A 20,676-nucleotide genomic window follows, 5' to 3' on the forward strand; every position below is an offset into this window, starting at 1 on the left:
GACAGGAGCGAGAAAACCTCGTGGCTCGGAAGATCGGCAGCAGGTACACCATCACCGCGGTGCTGGGCCGCGGGACGTGCGGCACCGTGTGGGAGGGCGAGGGTCCCGAAGGGCCGGTCGCCGTCAAGCTGCTGCGCGAGGACCTGGCCGCCGACCAGACCCTGATCGCGCGGTTCGTGCAGGAGCGCACCGTCCTGACCTCGCTGCAGCACCCGAACGTGGTCGGCGTGCGCGACCTGGTCGTCGACGGCTCCGACCTGGCCCTGGTCATGGACCTGATCCGGGGCTCGGACCTGCGCCACCTGCTGGACGCCGAGCACGCGCTGCGCCCGCAGCTGGCCGTGCTGATCGTGGCCGGCGTCGCCGAGGGCCTGGCGGCCGCGCACGCCCAGGGCATCATCCACCGCGACGTGAAGCCCGAGAACATCCTGCTGGACCACTCCGGCGGCGCCCTGGTCCCGCGACTGGCCGACTTCGGCATCGCGCGCCTGGTCGACGGCCCGCGCCGGACCCGCGCCACCCGGATCATCGGCACTCCGGACTACCTGGCGCCGGAGGTCATCGAGGGCCTGCAGCCGGGCCCGGCGGTGGACATGTACGCCCTGGGCACCGTGCTGTTCGAGCTGCTGGCCGGCTGGACGCCCTTCGGCGGCGGCCACCCCGGCGCGGTGCTGCGCCGGCACGTCACCGACAAGGTCCCGCCGCTGCCCGGGGTCCCCGGCCCGCTGGCCGCGCTGGTCGCCTCGTGCCTGGCCAAGGGTCCGGCGGCGCGGCTGACCGCCTCGGAGTTCGCCGCGCGGCTGCGCGATCTGGCGCCGCTGCTGGAGGACATGCCGCCGCTGGCCATCCCGGACCCGCGCGAGGGCGGCTGGGACGTGCGCTCCTCGGCGCGCGCCAGCCAGCACGGCGGCCGCACCCCCACGATCGACCCGATCCCGATGCGGCACAGCGGCATCGTCCCGCTGGTGCACAACGCCGAGGTCAAGGACGAGGACGAAGACACCCACCTGAACCTGATGCGGCCGATCCGCGAGCGGGACCAGGGCGAGGTGCGGCGGCGTTCGGGCACGGGCAGTTACGACGTCTCGGAGCTGCGCGCCGAGCGCGCCAACGCGGCCGCCGCGGGGTCCAAGCGTCCCAAGTGGATCGCCGCGACCGCCGCCGCTCTGCTCGTCGGCGGAGCCGCGGCTGCGATCGCCATGGGGATGTCCGGGGGCGACGACCCCGCGAAGGACAACAAGGCGCACTCTCAGACACCCGCCGGATCGACGACCTCTTCTGTGTCGTCGCCTCCCGGGACCACTACGCGCTCTACCGCAGTGGGGCTGAGCTTCCAGCCGCCACATGAGCTGCCTCCGGTGCCGGTGAGTATCCAGGGTGCTCCGCGTACTGCAGTCTTTAAGGACGCTTCCGGTACGGCGACTCTCTTTGTGTTCGTCACAGGTACCGACGACACCGTCTGGTACCTCCCTGGGGAGAACAGCCACTCCTGGCTGCCGTTGCACGGACTGAAGACAGGTACGGAGCCCGCTGTAGTAGCCACTAGCGCGGGACGCCTAGAGCTGTTCGCTGTACGGAGCGACGGAGTGGTTCACCAGCGCAGCTACACAGCCGGCGGCTGGTCGGCGAAGTGGGTCGCGATCGGCACCGGGAAGGTGCACGGTGCTCCCGGAGCGCTGGCGAACCCTGACGGCTCCGTGGTGGTCGCCGCGGTCGGGAGCGGTAAAACGCTGATGACTACTACGGGGACTCCTAGTGGGGCGTCCGGTGCGTTCTCATTTGGCGAGTGGCAGGCGGTCTCGACGGTCGGCGACCTCGGCTCGGGGGTCGCGCTGACGCCGAGTCCGTCGACGTCCGGCTACACCGCGTACGTGCCGCGCGCCTCTGACGACGGCATCATGGCGATCGCATATGCGAACAAACTGTGGGGAACGCCTGTGCAGACCCCACTGTCGGGTCTGCCCACAGCAGCGACTTCCGGGGACGGTACGTCCTATGTGTTCGTGCGCTCCGTCGGCGGTGCCGTCAAGGCCATGAACGGGAACGGCCAGGCCGGTGCCGGTGGACTTCAGTCCGTGCTCCCGCCCGGCGCCACGGAGATGCCCGACGGACGGCTCGCGGTCGTCACCGCCGCATCTTCTACGAAGCTGCGGGTCTCGTACTCCGGATAGGCTTGCCGCGTGGCTACAGATCCTTCCGAAGAGCTCAAGAACCTCCGCACGACCATGGCCTCCATCGAGGCCGTGCTCGACCTCGGCAAGCTGCGCGCGCAGATCGCGGACCTGGAGGAGCAGGCCTCGGCACCGGACCTGTGGGACGACCAGGCCAAGGCGCAGGCCGTGACCTCGAAGCTGTCGGGGCTGCAGGCCGAGCTGAACCGGTTCTCCACCCTGAACCGGCGCCTGGAGGACATCGAGGTGCTCTTCGAACTCGGGCAGTCCGAGGGCGACGAGGACGCGCTGGCCGAGGTGCAGGGCGAGCTGGTCGACGTCTCCAAGGCGGTCGGCGAGCTGGAGGTGCGCACGCTGCTGTCCGGCGAGTACGACGCGCGCGAGGCGCTGGTGACGCTGCGCGCCGAGGCCGGCGGCGTGGACGCCGCGGACTTCGCCGAGATGCTGCTGCGCATGTACACGCGCTGGGCTGAGCGGCACAACTACCAGTACGAGGTCTATGACACCTCCTACGCCGAAGAGGCGGGCATCAAGTCCGCGACGCTGACCGTGAAGGCGCCGTACGCCTACGGCACGCTCTCGGTGGAGCAGGGGACGCACCGCCTGGTGCGCATCTCCCCGTTCGACAACCAGGGACGGCGCCAGACTTCCTTCGCCGGCGTCGAGGTGGTGCCGGTGGTCGAGCAGAGCGACCACGTCGACATCCCCGAGGACGAGCTGCGGGTCGACGTCTACCGCTCCTCCGGCCCGGGCGGTCAGGGCGTCAACACCACCGACTCCGCGGTACGCATCACGCACCTGCCGAGCGGGATCGTGGTGTCCTGCCAGAACGAGCGCTCGCAGATCCAGAACCGCGCCTCGGCCATGGCGGTGCTCCAGGCCAAGCTGCTGCAGCGGCGGCGCGAGGAGGAGCAGGCGAAGATGGACGCCCTGAAGGACGACTCCTCGGGCTCCTGGGGCAACCAGATGCGCAGCTACGTGCTGCACCCCTACCAGCTGGTGAAGGATCTGCGGACGAACTACGAGACCGGCAACACCACTGCGGTGCTGGACGGCGACATCGACGAGTTCATCGAGGCCGGGATCCGCTGGCGCAAGCAGCGCGAAAACAGCTAAAAGCGACAGAAGCCGCTATATGGAGCACTTGGCGCCATATAGCGGCTTCTGTATGTATATGGGCACCACGTATAGCGATGATCCATTAATGGATGGTCGTGGTGAGAAAAGCCACAGCGATGAGCAAGGTCAACAGGACGGCGACCATCGCGGAGAACGAGAGCCCTCCGGTCTCGTGGTGCATCTGGGCCCTCTGGCCACGGCAGACGCTGCACCTGCCCTCGGACACCGGCCCCGCGCAGTTCGCGCAAATCAGGTGCTCACAGCACATGCCGCCTCACCTCCTGTGTTCCGTACCCGCCGGCAGCCGGTGCGGATTGTGGTTCCCGGCGGAAGGGGCCATGAACCCCTACTTCCGGCGTGTACTGTCATCTCTACTGTGACACTACGTCCGAGCGTACGCATAAGTGCCCGCCGGGGCTTCCTGAACGCTGCGCTTGTCGCGGAGGCGATGCCAGCATGATCAGATTCGACAAGGTCACCAAGACCTATCCGAGCCAGACCCGCCCGGCTCTGCAGAACATCTCATTGGAGATCGAGCGGGGCGAGTTCGTCTTCGTCATCGGTTCCTCGGGGTCCGGCAAGTCGACCTTCATGCGTCTGATCCTGCGCGAGGAGCGGCCCACCGCCGGCCGCGTCCAGGTCGCCGGCAAGGACCTGGCGAAGCTGACGAACTGGAAGATCCCGCAGCTGCGCCGGCAGATCGGCACGGTGTTCCAGGACTTCCGGCTGCTGCCGAACAAGACGGTCGAGCAGAACGTGGCCTTCGCCCTGGAGGTCATCGGCAAGTCCCGGCCCGTCATCAACAAGGCGGTGCCCGAAGTGCTGGACCTGGTCGGCCTCGGTGGCAAGGGCGGCCGGTTCCCCAACGAACTCTCCGGTGGCGAGCAGCAGCGCGTGGCCATCGCGCGCGCGTTCGTGAACCGTCCGATGGTGCTGATCGCCGACGAGCCCACCGGCAACCTGGACCCGGAGACCTCGGTCGGCATCATGAAGCTGCTGGACCGGATCAACCGCGCCGGCACCACCGTGGTGATGGTGACCCACGACCAGGCGATCGTGAACCAGATGCGCAAGCGCGTGCTGGAGCTCGACAGCGGCAGCCTCGTGCGCGACCAGTCGCGCGGCGTGTACGGCTACGTCCGCTAGAGCGCCCCCGAACACGCAGCACTAGAAGCAGAACTCACGTAGGAGTCCTACCGACCATGCGCGCACAATTCGTCCTGTCCGAGATCTTCATCGGCCTGCGCCGCAACCTCACGATGACCGTCGCGGTCATCGTCTCCGCGGCGGTGGCCCTCGGCATGCTCGGCGTCGCGCTGCTGATGCTGTTCCAGACCAGCCACATGAAGGACTTCTGGTACAACAAGGTCGAGGTCACGGTGTTCATGTGCACCAAGGACGACGCGACCCTGCACCCGACCACCTGCGCCGGCGGCGCGGCGACGCAGAACCAGATGAACGCCCTGCAGACCAACCTGACGGCCAACTCGCTGGTTCAGACGGTCTTCACCGAGAGCCAGGCCGACGCCTTCGCGCGCTACCAGCAGCAGTCCCAGGGCAGCGCCAGCGGCACGTCGATGGCTCAGTACGTCACCGCCGACCAGATCCCGGCCTCCCTGCGGGTGAAGCTGAAGAACCCCAGCACCGAGAACATCGACGCCATGATCAGCTCCTACCAGGGGCAGCAGGGCGTGGAGACGGTGTCGGACCAGCGCACCATCCTGCAGCCGCTGTTCAAGCTGTTCAACGGCCTGACCGTCTCGGCGACCACGGTCGCGATCGTGATGGTCGGACTGGCGCTGATGCTGATCGTGAACACAGTCCGGTTGTCGGCATTCAGCCGAAGGCGTGAGACAGGCATCATGCGCCTGGTCGGAGCCTCGAACTTCTACATCCGCCTTCCATTCCTCATGGAAGGCGCGGTGGCCGGCCTCGGCGGCGTCGCGGTGGCCACCCTCGGCGTGGCGAGCTTCAAGTTCTTCCTGATCGACCGGGTCCTGGCACCCAACTTCACCTTCACCAGCTTCATCGGCTGGGACAAGGTCGTGGTCACGGTCCTGATCCTGATCCCCGTGGGCCTGCTGATGGCCGTCGGCGCCAGCGCCCTGTCCCTGCGGAAATACCTGAAGGTCTAGCGCCGTTCATCGGGGATAATGAACCCCATGCCGAAGGAACAAGGCCAGAAGGTCATCGCCCGCAACAAGAAGGCGCGCCACGAGTACGAGATCGAGGCCACCTACGAAGCGGGCATCTCCCTGACCGGCACCGAGGTCAAGTCCCTGCGCGCGGGCCGCGCCAGCCTGGTGGACGGCTACGCGGTCATCAAGGACGCCGAAGTCTGGCTCCAGGGCGTCCACATCGCGGAGTACGCCGAGGGCACCTGGACCAACCACAGCCCCCGCCGCAACCGCAAGCTCCTCCTCCACCGCGCCGAGATCAACAAGCTCATCGGCAAGACCAAGGAGACCGGCCTCACCCTGATCCCCCTGGAGCTCTACTTCAAGGACGGCAAGGTCAAGGTCGAAATCGGCCTGGCCCGAGGCAAGAAGACCTACGACAAACGCCAGACCCTCATGGAGCGCCAGAACAAGCGCGAAGCCGAACGCGCCATGGCCGCCGCCTTCAAGCGCAACAACCGCCGCAAATAGGCGAGTGACCTGCGCGGCACCGTTCGCCCACGGCGAACCGGCTGGAGTCTGCCGCCCCGAACCGCTACCCTTGGATCACGGCCCCGGGAAACCGGAGCCGACAGGTTGATAACAGAACAGAGACGACCAAGCGTCAGAAAACCAAACGTTTCCGACCACAGTCGTCCAACAAGGGGCCGAACGGTTTCGACATTGGACGTTTTGGCAGGGGAAGCGGGCCGAGGAAGCAGCGATGATCTCGTTAACCACACGCTGCAAAAAAAATAACTGCCAACAAGACGCAGCTGAAGTCGCAGACCGCTTACGGTCTCGCCGCCTGACACTAATCAGGTCATGACTTCTGTCGACCCGGGAGCGCCTCCGGCCCGGTAAGACATCATTAGGAGGATCCACCGTCGAGCACGGCCACAGGGCCCGACGGGACACTCATGTGGCTGGGCCTGTCAGCAGCGTGCCTGTGAGACTGCCGGGGCCAACAAAAGCGACCACAGGCTCCGCCCGAAGAAGCCCTGACAAGCCGCCGATGGACGCGGGTTCAATTCCCGCCGGCTCCACTGTTTTAAAGGTGCGGTAGGGCGTGGAGCCGGCGGGAATTGAACCCGCGTCCACGCTCTGCCGCACTTTTTCTTTTATCGGCAGTCGCGTGCTTGCCTGAACGGATGTCCTACCTTCTCCGTATCTGTTGTGCTGCCGGAGTCTCAGCGCAGTGTACCGTGGTCAGGGCTTCGGCTACGGGCCTGTATGTGGCGTGCTCCGTACGTCGGCATCAGGTGTCTAAGGGACGTACGCGCCCCCGCGTCTGGTGACGAGCCGACGGCGAACGGCGCTGGCTGTTTCGAGTCGACTTTGTACGGCTAACCGACACGGTATTCGGCGGCGATATGGATAGTCACGCGGTAACTGAAAGCGAGTGCTCGCTCCGCGGTGCGGAGTCGCAGTCGCAGGTGCCACGAGCGCATGTGTCGTGCGATCGCCACGCTCGGCATCTCCGTTAGCCAGGATCTGTCGAGTGGGGCTTAGGCGATCCAACCTCCTGCGATAGGGCGGTGTCAGCCTCGTTCATGGAAGGCGTGGTGTAGGAGGGTGCTGTCGATCACAGACGACGCCGCCGATAGCTCGGAAGCACGCTTATAATGATGCCACGTCGCCATGGCGCTGATGATCGTCGTTCCCAGCACGATGAGCGCGCCTCTGTTAGTGGCGTCCCACGCTACCGCAGCCGGTGACTCAATGGGCTGCGGTAGCGTGGACCCTGCCGGGGCGAGGGTTCCAGCTTCGGCGGTGGTCTAGGCATGTTGGAATTTTTTCCATGCCGCATCTTTCCGATGACTGTCACAGCTTCGAACATCGACAGAGCGATCATCCCGGCGTCCAGCTCGCTATCAGCCATCGATAAGGCGACTGCCATGAGCGCCGCACTGATAGCACCTATCTCAGCTCGCCGTGCAGGTATCGGGTTTGCACGTGTGTCGTACCGACGCTGTCTCTTCGTCGAGGCGGAGAAGCACGGCGAACTGGCAACCTATGGCTAGGCCCATGTCGTCCACAAAAGACTTCATGCTCGAGAACTGTGCCCCGCTTGTATGACGGCTGACGGTGATCACATCTCCGTCGCCTCCCGGGACGGAGAATCGTCGGGTCATCGGTGCCCGACGTAATCCGAGGTGCCATGTGAGCCACGGATGGACGATGACCCCGCTTCCCCGCAAGACTTCCCTGTCTACTGTCAATAGGACACCCGCGATGTTCCCGGCCTCATCGATGATGATGTTCCGCGGCCTTCGCGGCTCAGATTCCTCATATGGACTAGCCCCGCGTTCGACCAGATCGAACCGGCCGTCTCGATGGATACCGACGCGTACCCCAATGAGACACTGCACAACGCGTGCGGCACTCACCGGATAGCGGCGTACGACCTCTGCGATCAGGTTCTTCCGTGTGATCGGTCCTCGCTCTGTGAGTACGTCGACAACGACATCCATCGCGTTCGTGTATTCGGTCGCGCCTGGAACGTGCCAGTCCGTTAGGGCCCACGTGCCCTCGGGGCGCAATTGCCGGAAACGGCTGTCACGACGCATCGCCTCGGCGACAGCGTTGCGGTTACCCCCGACAGCCATCACGATTGGTTCGATTCTCCGCGGCTCGCCCTCAGAAAGCAGCCAGAGGTAGCTGGCGTCTCGCGCTCTAGCGTTACGTCGCAGCCAGTAATCGTGAGGGCCCCGCACCAGAGGGCTGCGCGAATGGGTGAGGATGGCTCGCAACGGAGTGTTCTCTGGAAACTCGAGATTCGCCGCGGCGGTGTCCAAGTCGTCGTCTGTGAACGGAGCCAACGCGATCAAGTCACGTAGTTGTGCGGCGAGACCACTTGGGTCCATCGACCAAATCCCATCGATAGGTCCAGCCCACGTCCGGGCGCGGTCAGCGCCCGCAGCGCGGAGTAGCGTCCCCCGTACGATGCCGACCGAGTCCGGAAGAATATCGGCGAAGTCGGATTCGGCGACGACAGGCCTCACCGCGAACCTCTGTCTAACGCTCGCACGCCACCCTGGTCGAAGCGCGTCGACCTGGTCGACCCAAGACTTCTCGCCGCGGCTGATCAGCTGGCGGATTCGCTCGCGCGAAAGCCCATAGGACTGTCCAATCGAATCCAGAGTCTCGCCAGAGGCCCGACGCGAGTGCAAGGCTTGGTCCCGTGGCGAGAGACTCTTCCATAGGGCCATGATCGTGTCCTCGGTGAGCTCCATGTCGTCGCCGAATGGGTTCATGGGTTGATGTGCACCACGCGAAGCCGGCATCGTTCGGCGATGCGCTTGTGATGCTTCTTGATGTCGTCAGGCGTTGGGCTTTCGAACGAGTCAACTACACAAAGGACCCAGTCCGTCTGATCGCCGTCGGCGATGGCCGACAGCGCGGCCCAAACGAGGTGCTTGAAGTTGGCCGCCGAGTCTGCCCACGTCAGAGTGACTGTTTGCTCACCTTTGAGGGCTCGGACTCGCATCGGCTTGATTCGCCTCGTGCCTGGGAGAGCATTCCAGCCGGAACCAAGCGCGGAGTTGACTAGCTGGTCGAGGCTGGCCGCTGGGTTCGGTACTAGCGGAGCGTACTTGCCTTCACCATAAAGAGCGCGTGCGTACTCCTTCATCACTCCGTCCTTGATCCATACTCGGACCTGCTCAAGGGTCATGAAATCCTTGAGCTTGCCACCGATCTCCGGGTCGGTTGCCCACTTCTCGTACATCTCCGTCTTTTTGCCGAGAGGCAGGTGAGCCCAGCGGAGGGCGTCGGCCTCCAGGAACAGGCATCGGACGATCTTCTCTTCTACCTCTGCCGTTAGTCGCTTAGTCATTAGTCAATCCCCCAATTCTCAGGAAACTGCAGTCTTACCTCGTCCGCGGCCGTCTCCAAATCAGCCGCGTCCTTGATCCAATTATCGAGAAGGCTTCCGGCGGTCTCGTCACTGAAGCGGACGCCGGCATGTGGCGCGGCCAACCTCAGATGTTCGGACTCTGATTCATCGAGCGATCTTCGCAGGTCAAGGGTGGCCGCTACGCGCCGGATGTCTGTGACGAAATCGAGCACCTTGAGTTCCTTCTTGCCCGGGCTTAGACGTAGGCCTCGGCCGAGTTGCTGGACGAAGATCCGCCGGCTGTGCGTGACGCGAAGGAACCCGATCAAGTTGACGTCGGGTACGTCGACACCTTCGTTGAACACGTCCACGCAGGTGATCACCGGTACCCGGCCGAGTCGGAACTCGTTGAGCAGGATCTGGCGCCTTTGCCGAGACAACCCGCTGTGCAGGAATGTGGCTCGTTGCCAGGCGGAGTCGGCTGTGGCGAGGAGTTTCGCGATGTGCTCCGCGTGTTCGATGGTCTGGCAGAACAGGATGGCTCTTGGGTCGCGGGTCTCTCGCCACGCGGTACGGAAGAACTCCAAGATCTCCTCATCGCGCTGCGGCAGGAATAGTTGTCGGTTCAGCTCTTTGATGGAGTACTGGTGATCACTCGCTCGCCGTACGAACTCCCAGTCGATGTTGTCGACGAAGATCCTGTAGTCGACCGCTGAGAGGTAGCCGGCGGACATGCCTTCGGCGATGCTCATCTTGAAACTTGGGCGCCCGAAGCGGGACGTGATGTCGAACTTGTCCCCGCGCCACGGCGTGGCTGTCACGCCAAACCTGGCGGCATCACCACACAGATCAAGCAGTTCCGCAAATCTTCCGTTCTCGCTGACGTGATGCGTCTCATCGATCATCACCAGCGACGGGGTGAGTCTTCCCGAGCGCACAAGGCCCAACACTGACTCCACCGTCCCCACCACGACACCGTCGAGGGCTGGAGGTTTGTGGTCTCCAGTGACCAGGCGGGTGGGGACGTCCTTGCCTAGATGCCGCCAGAGTGCCCGTTCCAATTGTTCGACGAGCTCTTTCATGTGCGCGGCGACGAGCACGGCCGCGTCCGGCCGATCGGCGAGGTGCCTTCTGATCACTTCGCCGCCAATGACCGTCTTGCCCAAACCAGTGGCGAGGACGAGCAGGGAGCTTCCGTGATCACGCAAGTCGGCCTCCACTCGGTTGGCCGCCGTGACTTGGTAGTCCCGAAGGTCGAATGTGGCTGGAACCCGAACCGGCATCCGCTCCCAGATTGACGCGAGGGTCGGGCCGGTCCACGTCGTGATGTTGATGCCAATGGACTCCAGGGCACTTCGCCTCTCCTCGGCGGAGCGGTTCAAGCCGATGTTCGTGACCAGTACGGCCTTGTCGGCACGGTACGTGTGACGTGCGCGCTCGAGGTCATCGACGCCTTGCCGATCGATCGCGCGGTTACTCGACCACTTGCATTGGAAGACCCACTGCTCCCGATCACGAACGGCGAGAAGGTCCGCGCCGTCGTCCCCGGAGCCGTCGACGATTCGAACGTCGGAGAAACCGAGATGCCATAGCGCGCGTTCGACGGCATGCGGCAGCCCGCGTGGGCCAGCGGCGAGCAGCGCCTCAGCTGAGAGGAACCCACCACTCATTCGCCGCTCGCGGTCTCGTCTAGTAGGAGGCGCAAGCTAAGGCGAGTGCGTTGCAGTCGTGTCGAGCCAGGGTTGGAACGGAAGCTCAGCAGAGTAGCGATGTCGTTCAAATAGCCGGCCACACGCGCCACGCTGAGCGCCCGTGACGATTGCGAGCTCACGGCCTCATAAGGGCCGACGAAAACCGTGCCGTCGAGGAACGCCTCGGGCCATGACTCGAACAGGCGGACCAGATACAGAGGTGGCGCGTAGAGCAAGAACTCCGCGTTGGCGCCAAGGTGTCCTGCCGTGAGGATCCCGTTCGCGATCATCTCATTCTCGGTCGCCGTGACCTCCTCAGCGGTCAGGTATTGGAAAGCTCGCGCCGGATCGGAGTCGACTTGCTTGACCATCATCCACCGGATCTCATTGAGGACCTCGCGAGCCTGACCTGTGAGCGTATCGACGTCGAGGGCCGTATCAGGCATGCAGACACGGCGAAGCTCAGTGATGAGGTGCGAGATCGGGAGGTCGCTGTTCGCGCGGACGCGAAGGGACATCGCGATCTCAGTGAGGAGCAATTCCGCAGGGTCGACACCTAGTCGACCGAACGCGTCATGACTGGCGTCCACATAGGCGGTGGCGGTGCCGCCAGCTCCTTGAACGAGTAGCAGAGGCGTGTCGTGGCCGGCGTCATCGGTCACGGTGGTGCCGACGACTCTTCGTGTCTCCACGCGCAGGTCACCCAGTCGCGGTAGGCCGAAGTCACGAGTCAACTCGGGAATGATCGTTGACTGAGCTTGGTAGCGGTCGAGCCGTTCTCGCGCCGTCTCGGCCGGCGACTTTGGCGAGGAGGCCGGTGTCGACGAGGGAGTGACGGCCGGTGCGTCGCCAACGGGAGGAGCCGCTGACGTCAGGTCGCCGAGCGCCTCGATGACCGCAGCCTCGTCGGGGCGCTCTGGGGATACCGCCCGGGTCTTGCCCAGCTTGGCTTCCTTGACCCTCTCGTCGTGGTTGGCGACCGCTTCCCACCAGCGCTCGTCGTTCTGATACTCCTCGACGCCGTTGTGGAACTTCTGCGCCCATAGCCGGGTCTGTTCGTGGATCGGTCCCGTCCCGTCACCTGGGATCAGGCAGCGTGTGCCTGCGGCGTTCCGGCGGTAGCCCTTGTACAGCAGTCCGAGAGGACTGGCGTTCTCGGGATAGCCGGCTTTCTTGGCCTTCTCTGGTTGCAGTGGGCCCGCGCCTCGCAGGAAGTCCATCGCGGCCTTCCAGCTGCGGTCTCCATAGTCGAAGGCATCCTTCTGGTACGTGACCGGGACATGGTCGAGGTGGATCTCGCCGACGAGGCGACCCCCCTGGTGGACTAGCTCGATCGGGTACTCGACGTCGATGACGCCGAGCGGATCGTTCGGGTTCTGCCAGTCGAACAGCCTCTTGTCCCATTGAAGGATCTTGCGGCCGTTGCGGAGGAAGTCGATGCCGAACTCGCGTTTGTCGAGGTGCCGTTGCACACCGAGCCATCCGTGGATGCGGCGCTGTCGTAGCGACAGCTGACCGCTCCCGCACTGGTCGCAGATGCCCTTGTTCGGCGCTTGCCAGTTCCCACAGTCCAGGCACACCTCACCTGGATCGAATGTCTGATCGATGGGGATGAAGGCGGGGACGCGCTCTTGGCTGGAGCCGTTGCCGTAAAGGACGAAGCGATCGTCTCCCCACCGGCAATGCCTCCGTGGTAGCACCCGTGTGCCTTGGACCCAGAGCTCGTAGCCTCTGTGTTCGAGGATCCACGAATAGAGCTTGCCGAGCGTGGTGCGAAGGTTCGCCTGGTTCTTACGGAGCCATTCGGCGCGAACGGGGTTCAATTTGCTGATCTCGATCCGAGTGCCGTGCTCGTTGGGGTCGGCCTTGGGCTCCACGAGGTCGAGAGCCTCGAAGTCCTCACCGATCTTGTCCAAGTCGATCTCGACGCCGATCCACTCGGGGTCGCCGACGCGAGTCGTCAGCACACGGGTCTTCCTGCCTAGCCGAGCCGTCGCCACATTGAAGCCCATGCCGAACAAGCCGAGCTTGTCGAAACGGTCGTTGCTGGACCAGCCGGCGCGCACGGCTCGCTCAAGCCTCGCCAAGCTCATGCCCTGGCCGGTGTCTCGGATGACGACCGTGGAGTCAGAGACCCTGCCACCAGCGCTGGGCAGCGCGACACTCACCTTCATGCCTCCGGCCCATGGTTGGCCAGAGCGGACGATCTCGGTGAAGTCATCGAAGGAGTTGTCGATCAACTCAGCGACGCACTGCCACTCGTCGAACTGAATCTCGCCCAGCATCTTGAGGATGCGTGGAGATGGTGGGATCCTCATGTGCTCTCCTGTCCGTTCGAAGTGAAGACGCGCTATCGGGTGGGTTGGTGGCTCGGCCGTCGTGACGTCAAACGGGATGGGCGGCTCCCGCGGCGAGCATAGGGCGCGCCGCTGACAAACCACATCGTGGAGGAGGGCGGCGTGTTCCTCCCTCCTCGGCTGACCAAGCTCAGCGACTGTTCATGGGTGGCGCGGATGACGTTCCGGCACCGCTGCGGGGTCTTGTGGACGGTCGCGTTGGCGATGGGCCAGACGGTGTCGCCTGAATGGTCCAGCCGCATGGCAGAGCGTAGCGGAGTGGCACCCGTGGCGCGAGCGTCTAGTAGCCTCACGCGATCGAGTGATCCCGTTTAGTAATGAAATATGGCTTGATGCGGCTTGAACGACTCCGCGGTAGATTTCGTTCATGCACACTCCTGCTGATCGGATCCCACCGCCGCGAACCGCCGCCACTCCGGCAGCGGGAACCAGCGTCGAGTTGTTCAGTGGCGGGGGCGGCCTCGCGTTGGCGATGCATCGAGCGGGCTTCCAGCATCTGATGTGCAACGAGTTCGCGCCGCGGGCGTGCGAGACGCTGCGAATGAACAGTGAAGCCCTAGGACGTCCGCAACTGATCGAGGGCGATATCGCCACCGCCGTGACTGACGAGCGTCTCGCGGAACTCACTGGCAAGGTCGACGTCGTCGCTGGCGGGCCGCCATGCCAACCGTTCAGTCTTGGTGGCGACCACCGGGGTCACGAGGACAGGCGAAACATGTTCCCTCAGCTCTTCAGAGTCGTGCGGGGGACTCGCCCAAAGGCGATCATCTGCGAGAACGTCCGGGGCTTGTTGCGCCCTTCGTTCAAGCCATACTTCGACTACATCCTTCGGGAGCTGGAGGCTCCTTTCGAGCAACGCGTGGACGGTGAGGTTTGGACAGAGCACGACGAGCGCTTGCGAAAGGCGCTGCGAGGCCGCGGTGGCGAACCCTCGGAGCGATATGTGGTCAAAGCGATTCCTGTCAACGCCGCCAACTTCGGAGTGCCTCAGGTTCGCTACCGCGTGATCATCGTCGCTTTCCGTGCTGATCTGAGCGTCGCGTGGACGCCGCCGGCGGAGACGCATAGCCAAGCGTTGCTCGAATTGGCTCAATCCACTGGCGAGTACTGGGACGAGCATCCCGAGGCGCCGCGACCTGACACGCCAGGTGGGTTCGTCCAACAGCGACTCGATGGTGGGCCGGAGGATGGAGGGACGCGGCGGTGGCGTACGTTACGGGACGCTCTAAAGGACCCAATGCCACTTCCTGAGCCGATCAACGGCAAGAATCGCGCGGGTTTCACTTACCACATCGGTATCCCTAACGCCCGCACGTACAAGGGCCACACGCCAAACCGACGTGACTGGCCGGCCAAGACCGTCAAGGCTGGAGTCCATGGTGTACCGGGAGGCGAGTCTGTGATCGAGAATGACGATGGCACACATCGCTACATGACTGTGCGCGAGACCGCGCGAGTCATGACGTTCCCCGATACTTGGAAGCTGGATGGACCACGGACCGAGCAAATGCGGCAGCTTGGTAACGCTGTGCCGGTGCTGCTTGGCAACGTGTTCGCGGATTCGGTCGCCGCGGCGCTCGCGGCGAACATCGAGCCTGAGCGGCGAGTCGATGAGCGAATGGCGTGAGCGAAAGCCTCCAGAACGAGCTTGGCGCGCGGCACCAGGGAAGAGCCGCTCCGAGCGTTCCGCCGAACAGGACGTCGCGGCGGGCGGTCGCGAACATCGAATCGTCGTCACCTCCGCCGGAGGCGGTCCCTTGGCGTCCATCGAGCTGAAGACGCTTCCTCGATCTCGACGCGTATACGCCTACTTGCGGTGGTCCGACGCGGGAAAGACCGTCAACCGCTACGTTGGTGAGGTCAGTGGCGATGAGCGAGCGGACAACCTGACTCAGGCATGGTCCATCGTCGCGGAATCCGGTATCGATAGGTTCATCGCGAAGCCGGAGGGCACGGTCGAGCCACGCGGCGCTTCATGGGCTTCGTCGCCCGCCGTGCGATCGGTGATGCAAGGAAACAGAGGACGGGATACGCGGCCGGAGATCGCTGTTCGATCGGCTCTCCATCGTGCCGGTCTTCGGTATCGTGTGAATTTTCGGCCGCTCACGGAGCTGCGTAGAACCGCGGATATCGTCTTCACTAAGGCTAAGGTGGCCGTTTTCATCGACGGTTGTTTTTGGCATGGCTGTCCAGAGCATCACAGAGCTTCACATGTCAACGCGAGCTATTGGAAAGAGAAGATCGCCACCAACAAGGCTCGAGACGCTGATACGGAAAGACGCCTACAGGTCGCGGGATGGACGGTGATTCGTGCTTGGGAGCATGAAGCCCCAGATGCTGTAGCGGATCGCGTTATCGCCACCGTCAGGATCCAGATGTGAGCGTGCGTGACGTTTGGCGTCGTACGAGGTGTAGCCGGTAGGCCGTGGTTGGCACTTCGTTTGAGAGCGCCGCAAAATCGGCGTCTACGCCCTGAAAGGTAAGGCGGGTTCTGCCGACAGGCGAATTCATTTGCTGTTATGGTCAATGCCATGCGCGGTCGACGGGAAATCGTAGATTACTTCTCAAGCGATGGAAACGCGTGCTTAAGTTCACGGAAAAGCCGCCTCGCGGCTTCCTCGCTAAGGCCATCGGACGTGGCGAGAGATGGAAACGCGGCCTTGATGATTGCTACTAGCTGGCGCGCGCTATCGAGGTCAAGCTGAATCGACTGGCTTGTCTTTCCGGGGATCGCGCGTTCCTCTGACCCGTAGGTGTCTAGTTGGAGTATGGTCGCACCTTCATCCGAGAATGCCCTATAGCCGCAGCTAATCGGCTTATGCCGGCTCTGTGAATCACTTGATACGGGATTGAATTCTTTGATCATCGCCACACGAGCATCTTGCCACCGCAGCTCGCCGAACGCCAGAGGTGGTCGCCCGTAGTGATCGAGCCGTTACGTCCGTATGCGGCGCGGGCGTCCACTGAGTCGCAGTGAAAATGCTTGAAAAAGTGTCATGCTGGTGTGTGAGGTTTCGCTACAGAGTATTGAAGCCGCTGTAAAACCCGGGCCTGCGGGCAGCCCTACTCTGGCGGTGTTCGCAAATTTAGGATCTTCGCGCCGGTATCAGAAGCCTTCGGTATCGCCTTAGTCGATCTTTCGTCGTTCTATTCTGTGCCAGTTCGGTCGATACCGGCTCACGAGGGGGCTTAACGGTGGCGGTCGTGTTTCTTCCGCAGATCGTAGCCGGCAAAGAACCACCCTTTACCATACGGACCTAGTGCGGGCGTGAACCGCCATCGCTCGATCATCGACAGGGGCTTAGGTCTGTGCTGTACGGCAACGCGGATTCCACAGCGATCACAGGGTTGGGAAGCATAATTTGGTCGACAGCACGATTCGCGTAGGTGCGGGGATGCGTCCCGGAGGAGAGATCATGGCTCAGCAGAATGGTCCCATATCGCAGCAACAGCAGCCTTTGCCGGAGTCGGCTCGGGGGCGGTTGGTGCAGTCGCAGCAGGGGCGGGGTTGTTTTACGTCGGACTTGTCGGTGAATGAGTTCGTGTTGGCTGCGCAGGCTGGGTTTGTGCCGGTGGGGTTGGTGATGGGGACGAGTATCTATCACATTGGGATTCAGCCTGCGCGGTGGAATGCTAGTCAGGAGTTGACGGTGTTGACGCAGGCTATGTACACCGCGCGGGAGTTGGCTATGGCTCGTATGGAGGCTGAGGCCGATGTGCTGGGTGCTGATGGGATCATCGGGGTTGAGGTGCGGGCTCGGCGGTATGCGTTTTCGGCTGAGATCATGGAGTTTGTTGCCATTGGGACGGCGGTGAAGGCTGAGGGCGGCACCATGGCGTTGCGGACGCCTGCCGGGCGGCCGTTCACCTCGCATCTGTCGGGGCAGGACTTCTGGACGTTGTGGCAGCACGGTTGGGTGCCGCGGGCGCTGGTCCTTGGTACGTGCGTGTACCACGTCGCGCATCTGACGTTCCGGCAGGCGCTTCAGGCTTCGGGTCAGAACACGGAGCTGGGCACGTACACCCAAGCCGTCTACGACGCCCGCGAGATCGCCATGGGACGCATGCAGTACGAGGGCAACCAGGTCGGTGCGGACGGCATCGTGGGCGTCACGGTGCACGAGAACGACTGGGTGTGGGGCGAGCACGCGATCGAGTTCTTCGCGATGGGGACGGCGGTGAGCAAGCTCCATCAGGACGCCTCGCCGGTGTCGCCGCAGATGACGATGCCGCTGACGGACTGAGAATAGGGGAGCAAGCGAGCAGGGGAGCAGGGGAGCAAGGGAGCAGGGGAGCAAGGGAGCAAGGGAGTGGAGGAGCGGGGGAGCGGGGGTGCGTCCGCCCCGGCTCCCCGAGCCGGAGGCGAACAGGTAACCCCTACAGCCGAGCGCTGCCAAACATCGGCGGGTTCAACCGGGCGAAAGCCTCCTGTCGCTCGTAAGGAAAGTACGGATACGGCGCCTCCTTCCCGCTTGCCGCGTCCAGTCGCGCGACCTGCTCCGCCGTCAGTTCCCAGCCGATGGCGCCGAGGTTCTGCTGTAGCTGCTCCTCGTTGCGGGCGCCGATGATGACTGAGGCGACGGTTGGCCGGCGCAGGAGCCAGTTGATGGCGATCTGCGGTACCGCCTTGCCGGTCTCCTCGGCGATCTGGTCCAGGACGTCGACCACGTCGTACAGCAACTCGTTGTCGACCGGCGGGCCGAAGTCAGCAGTCTGATGCAGTCGGCTTCCCGCTGGGAGCGCCTGCCCGCGCCGGATCCGACCGGTCAGCCGTCCCCATCCCAGCGGGCTCCAGACCAGCGCGCCGACGCCCTGATCGGCGGCGAGCGGCATCAGTTCCCACTCGTAGTCGCGCCCCACGAGCGAGTAGTAGACCTGGTGCGCCACGTAGCGTGGGGCGTGCAGGCGGTCGGCTGCCGCCAGTGACTTCATCAGCTGCCAGCCTGAGTAGTTGGACGCGCCGACGTAGCGGATCTTGCCCTGGCGGACCAGATCGTCGAGGGCTGAGATCGTCTCGTCAACCGGGGTGCGGGCGTCGAAGGCGTGTAGCTGGAACAGATCGATGTAGTCGGTGCCGAGTCGGCGCAGTGCGCTCTCCGTCGCCTTGACCAGCCGCGAACGCGATGTGCCCGCGTCTTGTGGTCCGTCGCCGACCGGCAGCCCGGCCTTGGTCGACAGCAGTACCTGATCCCGCCGGCCCTTGATCGCCGCGCCGAGGACCTCCTCGGACGCCCCGTCGGAGTAGACGTCCGCGGTGTCGAACATCGTCACCCCGGCGTCGAGACTGACGTCGATCAGCCGCCGCGCCTCGCGCGCGTCGGTGTCGCCCCACGCGCTGAACAGCGCCCCCTTCCCGCCGAACGTGCCCGCCCCGAAGCTTAAAGCGGGCACGACGAGCCCCGAGTCACCCAGCCGCCGGTATTCCATGACTCCCACCTCCGTGATAGTTAACGGGACCAGAGTTCCGTTAAGCGATGCGCCAACAGTAGCACCATCGCAGCGCTAAAGGGAAATGGAGAACCGTTAGTGGTTAGAGAGCCTTCTTCGTGGCAGTGTCGACCAGCTGCTTGACGAGCGACGCCGAGACCCCGTCAACGCCGAACACGGCCACCTCGACGAAGACCTGCCCCTTGCGAATGACGACGACATCGCCGCCGTAGTTCACGCCCGACCTGCTGACGGCCAGCTGCAAGGCGTAGCTCTCATCGCCATAGGACGGGAACGCCATCGTCGACAACCGCGTCGTGTCGATGCCGGACGTCACCGCCGAGCACGCGATCGCCTCCTTCTGAACCGCAGCCCACGCATCGTGCACCGGCTGCGCCGCCCCGGAAGCAAGAATCTCCTGCACGAACGGCCCGTCCTCCGACTGCTGGAAGTCGCTCTCGGCCTGCGCGGGCAACTGCATGCTGCCGTCCGTCGTCAGTGCCGCGCACGGAGCCGTGACCGAGCTGACTGAAGCCGGTGGCGACACCGCCCAACCGAACGGCAGGTCAGAGGTCGCGAGCGCCAACGTCGTCAGCTGCGCGACCGACTGCTGTCCCACCGGTGCCGGCGCAGCCTTGTGCGCCGGCGAGGAACAGGCGACGAGCACGCCCGACAGGACCACAACCATCGGCGCCATGATGCGGTTCATACGCGTCGCCTCGCTGCCTCCGTGGCGGAAACTCTTCCCGAAGAGTACTGCCAACAGAGGCGCAACTGCCGATCGCGCCTAGCAGGTAGCCAGCCCTGCCAAGTCCGATGTCTTCAGCAGGAAGACGTCGTACTTCAGACCCGGCGACTTCACGTCCCCGAGCGGGTAGTACACCATGATCGCGCCGCCGTTCGTCAGGGCACTGCCATACTGCTTGGTCACCTGTGTGAACGATCCGGTCTTCACATTGGCGGCGAACGTCGCCGTCGAGTCCGTCCACGTCACCACATCGCCCGCCACCCCGACCGAATCCATCGGGTTCCCCTCGGTGGTGGTGTGCACGGTGACCGCGGCGGGCATCCCCGCGCGCCACGTATACAACGTCAGGTAGTCGGCGCTGGTCCAGGCCCACGTGGTGCCGTCGCTCGCGAGCGTCGCCGGAGAAGTCTGAACCTGCGCCACCGGTCCGGGCAGCGACGCCGGCGCACCGGTGCCGATCGAGATGGCAGCCAACGTCACCGGACCGTCGATGTGCAGCGCCTCCGTCCAGACCAGCAGATCGCCGGCGAGCACGGACGCGCCGATGTGACCGGTGTGGACGACCTTGTCCTGACCGGCGGCGAGGTCGTAGAGGTGGACCTGCTGCGTGCCGTCGGCGACACCCTGGACCCAGGTCGCCTTGCCGTTGCGGAGTTCGGGCCACTCGACCGGGGCGTTCGGCGTCGCCACGGTCTCGCTCGCGATGATGTGCGGCGCGGCAGTGCCCTGCGAATCCCAGGCGTACAGATCCCAGGCTCCCGTGATGTCCTGCGACTGGTTGGCCATGAAGACGAGCCAGCGGCCGTCGAAGCTCATCTGGCCATAGCCGGCGTACGGAGCGGCCAGCGTGGAGACCGTCTGTAGGTTGCTGCCGTGGCCGCGGGACAAGACGAGCTTGTCCAAGTTCTGCACGCTGCTGCCCTCGATCGCGACGAACGACGAGCCGTCTGGCGCGACCGCCTCTGGGACCAGTGTCTCGCCCGCCGGAGCGGTGATCGCGCCCGCCGTTTCGGCCTGGCTCAGCGCGGCGGGATTCGCCACAGCGCAAAAGGAATTCGCAGCGCCTGTAGAAGACGGTGACGTAGCGGTCTGCGCCGAAGACGCCGACGACGCCGTAGACATCGAAGACTTCACCACAGGGCTCGGGGCGCCGCTGTGCGACGCCCCGC

Annotated in this window: 15 protein-coding genes and 1 other RNA gene; 9 read left to right on the forward strand and 7 right to left on the reverse strand. The window is 64.3% G+C overall.

Features of this window, described 5'->3' with window-relative positions; genetic code table 11:
- Positions 1-20 precede the first annotated feature (20 nt).
- The 6 genes from CACI_RS45215 to ssrA all read left to right on the forward strand — a co-directional run bounded on the left by CACI_RS45215 (position 21) and on the right by ssrA (position 6,495).
- Complete coding sequence (locus CACI_RS45215; protein WP_012785621.1) at positions 21-2,171, forward strand: protein kinase domain-containing protein; 2,151 nt, start codon at positions 21-23, stop codon at positions 2,169-2,171.
- 9 nt (positions 2,172-2,180) lie between these two features.
- Positions 2,181-3,287: a peptide chain release factor 2 gene (gene prfB / locus CACI_RS07000; RefSeq protein WP_012785622.1), complete on the forward strand. Its 1,107-nt coding sequence runs from the start codon at positions 2,181-2,183 to the stop codon at positions 3,285-3,287.
- Positions 3,288-3,746: 459 nt separating this feature from the next.
- The gene (ftsE, locus tag CACI_RS07010) at positions 3,747-4,436 is read left to right on the forward strand and encodes a cell division ATP-binding protein FtsE (protein ID WP_012785624.1); all 690 of its coding nucleotides are present in this window, start codon (positions 3,747-3,749) and stop codon (positions 4,434-4,436) included.
- 56 nt (positions 4,437-4,492) lie between these two features.
- Positions 4,493-5,425, forward strand: coding sequence for a permease-like cell division protein FtsX (gene ftsX, locus CACI_RS07015; RefSeq protein ID WP_012785625.1), 933 nt, complete (start codon positions 4,493-4,495; stop codon positions 5,423-5,425).
- Between the two features lie 27 nt (positions 5,426-5,452).
- Positions 5,453-5,938, forward strand: coding sequence for an SsrA-binding protein SmpB (smpB, locus tag CACI_RS07020; protein ID WP_012785626.1), 486 nt, complete (start codon positions 5,453-5,455; stop codon positions 5,936-5,938).
- Between the two features lie 172 nt (positions 5,939-6,110).
- Positions 6,111-6,495, forward strand: a transfer-messenger RNA (tmRNA) gene (ssrA, locus tag CACI_RS47080).
- Between the two features lie 876 nt (positions 6,496-7,371).
- On the opposite strand, the gene CACI_RS49630 is transcribed toward ssrA, so the two are convergent.
- The 4 genes from CACI_RS49630 to CACI_RS07035 are packed head-to-tail and all read right to left on the reverse strand — an operon-like array spanning position 7,372 to position 13,293.
- Positions 7,372-8,703, reverse strand: coding sequence for a sigma factor-like helix-turn-helix DNA-binding protein (locus tag CACI_RS49630; RefSeq protein WP_190276732.1), 1,332 nt, complete (start codon positions 8,701-8,703; stop codon positions 7,372-7,374).
- Positions 8,700-9,284, reverse strand: coding sequence for a hypothetical protein (locus CACI_RS07025; protein WP_012785628.1), 585 nt, complete (start codon positions 9,282-9,284; stop codon positions 8,700-8,702). The genes CACI_RS49630 and CACI_RS07025 overlap by 4 nt, the downstream gene beginning before the upstream one ends.
- Positions 9,284-10,954, reverse strand: coding sequence for a DEAD/DEAH box helicase family protein (locus tag CACI_RS07030; RefSeq protein ID WP_012785629.1), 1,671 nt, complete (start codon positions 10,952-10,954; stop codon positions 9,284-9,286). Before CACI_RS07030 ends, CACI_RS07025 begins: the two co-directional genes overlap by 1 nt.
- The gene (locus CACI_RS07035) at positions 10,951-13,293 is read right to left on the reverse strand and encodes an ATP-binding protein (RefSeq protein ID WP_012785630.1); all 2,343 of its coding nucleotides are present in this window, start codon (positions 13,291-13,293) and stop codon (positions 10,951-10,953) included. Before CACI_RS07035 ends, CACI_RS07030 begins: the two co-directional genes overlap by 4 nt.
- A gap of 406 nt (positions 13,294-13,699) precedes the next feature.
- On the opposite strand from CACI_RS07035, the gene CACI_RS07040 reads away from it, so the two are divergent.
- The 3 genes from CACI_RS07040 (at position 13,700) to CACI_RS07045 (ending at position 17,576) form a co-directional block, all read left to right on the forward strand.
- The gene (locus tag CACI_RS07040; RefSeq protein ID WP_012785631.1) at positions 13,700-14,959 is read left to right on the forward strand and encodes a DNA cytosine methyltransferase; all 1,260 of its coding nucleotides are present in this window, start codon (positions 13,700-13,702) and stop codon (positions 14,957-14,959) included.
- Between the two features lie 130 nt (positions 14,960-15,089).
- The gene (locus tag CACI_RS47565) at positions 15,090-15,713 is read left to right on the forward strand and encodes a very short patch repair endonuclease (RefSeq protein ID WP_223297473.1); all 624 of its coding nucleotides are present in this window, start codon (positions 15,090-15,092) and stop codon (positions 15,711-15,713) included.
- Positions 15,714-16,982: 1,269 nt separating this feature from the next.
- Positions 16,983-17,576 (forward strand): heavy metal-binding domain-containing protein, encoded by a 594-nt coding sequence (locus CACI_RS07045; protein WP_263053464.1) that lies wholly within the window; start codon positions 16,983-16,985, stop codon positions 17,574-17,576.
- Between the two features lie 133 nt (positions 17,577-17,709).
- On the opposite strand, the gene CACI_RS07050 is transcribed toward CACI_RS07045, so the two are convergent.
- The 3 genes from CACI_RS07050 to CACI_RS07060 all read right to left on the reverse strand — a co-directional run bounded on the left by CACI_RS07050 (position 17,710) and on the right by CACI_RS07060 (position 20,548).
- On the reverse strand, positions 17,710-18,759 hold the full coding sequence (locus CACI_RS07050; protein ID WP_012785634.1) for an aldo/keto reductase: 1,050 nt from the start codon (positions 18,757-18,759) through the stop codon (positions 17,710-17,712).
- A gap of 103 nt (positions 18,760-18,862) precedes the next feature.
- Positions 18,863-19,468 carry a hypothetical protein gene (locus CACI_RS07055; RefSeq protein ID WP_012785635.1) on the reverse strand — a complete coding sequence of 202 codons (606 nt, stop codon included), beginning with the start codon at positions 19,466-19,468 and terminating at the stop codon, positions 18,863-18,865.
- Between the two features lie 78 nt (positions 19,469-19,546).
- Positions 19,547-20,548: a hypothetical protein gene (locus CACI_RS07060; protein WP_012785636.1), complete on the reverse strand. Its 1,002-nt coding sequence runs from the start codon at positions 20,546-20,548 to the stop codon at positions 19,547-19,549.
- Between the last annotated feature and the right edge of the window lie 128 nt (positions 20,549-20,676).

The organism is Catenulispora acidiphila DSM 44928 (assembly GCF_000024025.1).
GTDB lineage: Bacteria > Actinomycetota > Actinomycetes > Streptomycetales > Catenulisporaceae > Catenulispora > Catenulispora acidiphila.